Below are 5,737 nucleotides of genomic sequence, written 5' to 3'. Positions count from 1 at the left end.
TCAGAATATGCTGTATTTTACAAAGAAATTACGTATTACTGACCAATCTCTTTCATAGCTTCTATATACTGCAAGAAGCAAAGGAAAAGGAGGCGGCATCTTCATGCTGGAATTAAGGCACATTGTCAAAAAATATGATGACAAAGTAATCTTGAACGATATTTCGCTGTCTGTTGAAGATGGTGAAATTATTTCGATTTTAGGTCCTTCTGGCGGCGGTAAAACGACTCTTCTCAATGTTATTTTGGGAATTACGCCGATCAGCAGCGGTCAGATTCTGTATGATGAGGAAGATCTGAGCCATGTGCCGATGCAGAAACGGGGATTTAATATTGTCTTCCAGGACTATGCCCTGTTCCCGAATCTGACGGCGTATCAGAATATTGTATATGGCCTTCGCAACAAACCGAATATTTCCACCAAAGAAGAAGTGGACGATCTCATCCGTCTCCTCGATCTGAAAGAACATGCAGGAAAACGGATCAGCCAGCTTTCAGGAGGACAGAAACAGCGTGTGGCCCTGGCCCGTACGCTGGTCATGAAGCCGAAAATCCTGCTCCTCGACGAACCGCTCAGTGCCCTGGACGGCGTCATTAAGGAATCTATTAAAGACCGGATTCGCCAGATTGCCAGACAGTATCATCTGACGACGATCATCGTTACTCATGATCCGGAAGAAGCGCTTACGCTGTCCCACCGCGTACTTATCTTAAATGGCGGGAAAATAGCCCAGTTTGATACGCCGGAACGCATTATTCATGCTCCTGCCGATGACTTTGTAAAGAAGTTTATCTTGTCGCAGCTGCAGATCAAACGGGATAATATTTTCCGGTTGTTCGAACAGTCCCATGCTTCAGCAACAGCTCACTAGAGGTGACGATCATGGAAAAAGAACGTATAGAATTAAAAGTCATATTCACTCTGATTTGCGCGGTTTTTCTTGGGGCCGTTGCCTGTCCGCTGGTGATCCTGCTGAGCAAGTCCTTTATTCAGCCCTCCGGCAGTATTGGCCTGGCCAATTACCTGTCAGTTCTGAAGAATGAAGAATTTATCCTGTCTCTCCAGCACAGCTTTGCCGTGTCAGGGCTGGAAGCACTGATTACGGTTGTATTGGCCTTTATGCTGGCCTATGGTCTTCACTACACGAATTTGCCGGCTAAATTCAAGTCTGTCGTGCAGGTTCTCATCATTTTGCCCATGTTTCTGCCGACCTTGACCTATGGATTTGCCGTTATTTATTCACTGGGCAAGCAGGGGCTTCTTACCAAGCTGCTGGGAACGCAGCTGTTTTCGATTTACGGTTTCTGGGGACTCCTTATTTCCTACGTTATTTATACGCTGCCGCCGGCATTTATTCTGCTGTACAACGCATTTAAGTATGTAGATAAGCATTTTATTGTCGTATCACAGCTCATGGGAGACAGCCCGCTTCGCACCTTTTATATTACCAGCGTTCGCCCCATGATCGGAACTATTGCGGCTTCCTTTATTCTGTCTTTCTTCCTGTCCTTTACCGATTTTGGGATTCCCGCATCCATTGGCGGCCAGTATAACGTTGTGGCTACGCAGCTGTACATGGTCATGATGGGGGCTGTGCCTGATTTCCAGTCCGGCTCGGCTATTGCCGTCATCATGCTCATACCTTCCGTCGTCGCCCTGTGGATGCTGCGCCTGTCCGAACGGTTTAACTTCCGGTATAACAAGATCAGTACTTTTGAACTGCCGAAAGACCGCGTACGGGATACGTTGTTCGCCCTCCTGTATATCCTGGTTATTGCGGCAATTTTTGCAATCTTTGCGATTATGTTCATTGTGCCCTTTATTAAGAGCTGGCCTTATCAGGTTACGTTTACGACGGAAACGCTGCAGCGCATTCTAAGTGACCGCTCCATTAAGACCGTATATATGAATTCCATTATGGTTGCCGGCGCAACAGCAGTGATTGGCACGGTTCTGGCCTATATGGCGGCCCTGGTCAATGCCCGCTCCAAACTTCCCGGTGTCTGCAAGATGCTGATGGATGCCTGCGCCATGGTGACTAATACGGTGCCCGGCATGGTCCTGGGCGTTGCCTTCCTGTTTGCTTTTACAGGCACGCCTATTCAGAACACCTTTATCATCATTATTCTGCTGAACTCTGTTCGTGAATTTACGACACCGTACCTGATGATTCAGGCATCGCTGTCCAAAATCAATCTGTCCTGGGAAAGGACAGGCGCTTTGATGGGCGACTCGTGGATTAAGACGATTTTTCGGGTTATTATTCCCAATACCATGTCGACAGTGTTCCAGATGCTCAGCTACATCTTCGTTCAGGCTCTGGTTACGATCAGTGCCATCATCTTTGTTACAGGCGCGCGGACGATGGTCATGACGACGAAGATTACGCAGGCCCAGTATTTTGAAAAGTATGACGAAGTATTTGTCCTGTCCCTGCTCATTTTCCTGACCAATATTATTGTCAAAGTCATCTTTGATTACCTGGCCAATACGGATGATATCGTTTTCCGTATTAAAGAAAAAGGACGCCGTCTGTTCAGTGCAAAGCGTCAGGCTGATGAAACCGGAAAAAAACGTATAGGCATGCAAGACCTGCAGAAGAATGTACAGATGCAGGAAACATATAAACAGCTGTAATGCAAAGTGAGGAGGAAGTACAACATGAAAAAGTGGTATCAGTATTTGGTGGCAGGATGCCTGGCCGTGTCCATGGCCGTAGGCATGGCCGGCTGCGGCGGCAGCGAAGGGGACAGTGCATCCAGTGATGAACAGGTCGTTATTTATACGAATGCCGACCCGGAAGCACAGGATGCGTTCAAACACGCCCTGGACAACAACGGCTTTGAAGGCAAATATGTCATGCAGTCCTTTGGTACGTCCGAACTGGGCGGCAAGCTCATGGCTGAAGGCAAAAATATAGAAGCCGATATGGTGACTATGAGTACGTATTATATTGATTCGGCACAGAAACAGAATAATATGTTCGCTGACCTCACCTTTGATGCCAAGACGATTCAGGAAACGCCGGCCTACTATAAACCGACGACAGGCCAGTTTGGCGCTATTTTCGTCAATACAGACGTGCTGCAGAAAGAAAATCTGCCTATGCCGACGACGCTGAAAGATCTGGCCAATCCCATTTACAAGGATAAAATTGCTCTTCCTGATATCATGGGTTCTTCTACGTCGTGGCTTCTGGCTCAGGCCATCTTCGATGCCTATGGCGAACAGGAAGGGGCAAAACTGATGAAAGAACTGGAAGCCAATGCCGGTCCTCATATGGAAAAATCCGGTTCCGGTCCGCTGAAAAAGGTAAAAGCCGGTGAAGTAGCTATTGGTTTCGGCCTTCGTCATCAGGGACTCATGGAACAGCAGAAAGGCCTGCCCATTACCGTTATCGACCCGAAAGAAGGGAACTTCTTCCTCACTGAAGGCGTAGCTGTCGTCAATAAAGGAAACAGCAAAAAGCAGGAACTGGCAATGAAAATGGCAGAATGTATTGTGAAAAACAGCCGTCAGGAACTGCTGAAATTCTATCCTATGGCTCTGTATGAAGGAGAAACAGTAGATAAAGCCTTTGAACCGGCCTATCCGAAACAGTTCAAGGAAAAACTGACTGTTGATCTTCTGAAGAAACATCAGCAGCTGATTAAAGGCAACTAAGTACAGAAAGCAGGTATAGAAACGTGGATAAGAATACGTATAAATTACTGACGCCCGGTCCCCTGACGACGACGGAGACGGTAAAAGAAGAGATGCTCGTCGACCTGTGCACCTGGGATGCAGACTATAAACAAATGACTCAGGAAATCCGCGCAGCTTTGCTGAAACTGGCTCATGCCGAAAGGGGCTATACGACAGTACTCATGCAGGGAAGCGGCACCTTTGGCGTAGAATCGGTACTTTCCAGCGTCGTTGGCAGTACGGATAAAGTGCTCATTGCCGTCAACGGCGCCTACAGCAAGCGCATGACTGAAATCTGCCGGTACCACCATATTCCCTATACGACTGTAGAGAATTCCTATGATACGGTCCCCCAGGCCGATGCCGTAGAAGCAGCGCTCCTCGCTGACCCTGCCATTACGCACATTGCCATGGTACACAGCGAAACGACGACGGGAATTTTGAATAATATTGCAGAAATTGGCAAAATTGCCGTAAAATATGGTAAACTGTTTATTGTAGATGCCATGAGCAGCTTTGGCGGCGTCGATATTAACGTGCCGGAGCTGGGCATTACGTATCTGATCAGCAGTGCCAACAAATGCATTCAGGGTGTGCCGGGATTTTCCTTTATTATTGCCCGGAAAGACGCCCTGAAAGCGACGAAAGGCATGGCGCGGAGCCTGTCGCTGGATCTGTATGCCCAGTGGGAAACGATGGAACAGGACGGCGGCAAATGGCGGTTTACGTCGCCGACGCACGTCGTCGCCGCATTCCGCCAAGCCCTGCGGGAACTGGACGCCGAAGGCGGCATTGCTGCCCGGCATGCACGATATGCCCGGACGAATGCCCATCTTCGGCAGGGCATGGAAGAACTGGGCTTCCGGGCCTATATTGACCCGTCCGTACAGGGGCCGATTATTACGACCTTCCTGTACCCGCAGAATCAGGCCTTTGACTTTGCCGATATGTACGCATATTTGAAAAAGCACGGCTATGTTATTTATCCAGGCAAACTGACGGAGCAGGATACATTCCGCCTGGGAAATATCGGCGAAATTTATGACGACGATGTTTGCCGGATTTTACAGATATTTAAAGATTATCAGAAGGGATTGAAGTAAAGATGAAATTGGAAGGCGTTATATTTGACTGGGCAGGAACAACTGTTGATTTTGGCTGCATGGCCCCGGTTAAGGCATTTATGGACAGCTTTGCTGCCAACGGCGTAACCGTTACGGAAGAAGAAACAAGAAAGCCCATGGGCATGCTGAAACGGGATCATATTAAGACCATGCTGTCTATGGACCGCATTGGCGCGGCGTGGAAAGAAAAACATGGCACTGCCTGGAAAACGGAAGATATTGAAACGATTTACAGCCACTTTGAACCGGAACTTCTGTCAACGCTGACCAACTATACAAAAGTAAAGCCCGGCGTCATTGAAACGATTGCCAAACTGCGTGATATGGGGCTGAAAATCGGCTCGACGACGGGGTATACGGACGTCATGATGGACATTGTCGCCAAAGTTGCCGCCGAACAGGGCTATAAGCCAGACTGCTGGTTTTCTCCCGATTCGACAAACGGTATGGGCCGGCCCTATCCGTACATGATTTTTAAAAACATGATGGAATTGAAATTGTCAGACGTAAAACACGTCGTAAAAGTCGGCGATACGGTCTCCGATATTAAAGAAGGCAAAGCTGCCGGCGTATGGTCGGTTGGCGTCATGGACGGAAGCTCCGTAATGGGATTGAATGAAGACCAGTTCAACGCAATGACGGCAGAAGAAAAAGCTGCCCGCCGTGACCAGGTCCGCAAGGTCTTTGCCGAAGCCGGCGCCGATTACATTATTCAGGATATGACAGAACTTCCGGCCCTTCTGGAAACTATTCAACATCAGTAACCTATTTCTCTCTCTCTTTTTGGGATGCCGCTGTACCCTTGTGGTGCAGCGGTATTTTTTTGCAAAAAGACCTCTTATAAATATTGCAAAATATTGCAGGGAAAAGCTGTATTTTACAGAGTTATTACACCGGCTTGACGAAGTTCTTGCTTATCCCCTATATAC

General features: G+C 48.1%; 5 protein-coding genes. All 5 read left to right on the top strand.

What is annotated here, in order from left to right; all coding sequences use genetic code 11:
- Nucleotides 1-103: 103 nt before the first annotated feature.
- From Q3886_RS07970 to phnX, 5 genes are read left to right on the top strand one after another with little or no spacing between them, the layout of a single operon-like run.
- Nucleotides 104-871, top strand: a complete 768-nt coding sequence (locus Q3886_RS07970) for an ABC transporter ATP-binding protein (RefSeq protein ID WP_301860812.1) — start codon at nucleotides 104-106, stop codon at nucleotides 869-871.
- An 11-nt stretch (nucleotides 872-882) separates the two neighbouring features.
- Nucleotides 883-2,637: an ABC transporter permease subunit gene (locus Q3886_RS07965; RefSeq protein ID WP_301860811.1), complete on the top strand. Its 1,755-nt coding sequence runs from the start codon at nucleotides 883-885 to the stop codon at nucleotides 2,635-2,637.
- A 24-nt stretch (nucleotides 2,638-2,661) separates the two neighbouring features.
- A complete protein-coding gene (locus Q3886_RS07960) occupies nucleotides 2,662-3,663 on the top strand; it encodes an extracellular solute-binding protein (RefSeq protein ID WP_301860810.1) in 1,002 nt (333 codons plus the stop codon).
- Between the two features lie 23 nt (nucleotides 3,664-3,686).
- A complete protein-coding gene (phnW, locus tag Q3886_RS07955; RefSeq protein WP_301860809.1) occupies nucleotides 3,687-4,787 on the top strand; it encodes a 2-aminoethylphosphonate--pyruvate transaminase in 1,101 nt (366 codons plus the stop codon).
- A 2-nt stretch (nucleotides 4,788-4,789) separates the two neighbouring features.
- On the top strand, nucleotides 4,790-5,572 hold the full coding sequence (gene phnX / locus Q3886_RS07950) for a phosphonoacetaldehyde hydrolase (RefSeq protein ID WP_301860808.1): 783 nt from the start codon (nucleotides 4,790-4,792) through the stop codon (nucleotides 5,570-5,572).
- The last annotated feature ends 165 nt before the right edge of the window (nucleotides 5,573-5,737 follow it).

It is taken from the genome of uncultured Megasphaera sp. (assembly GCF_958350005.1).
GTDB lineage: Bacteria > Bacillota > Negativicutes > Veillonellales > Megasphaeraceae > Megasphaera.
This window is presented reverse-complemented; position numbering and strand designations above follow the sequence as displayed.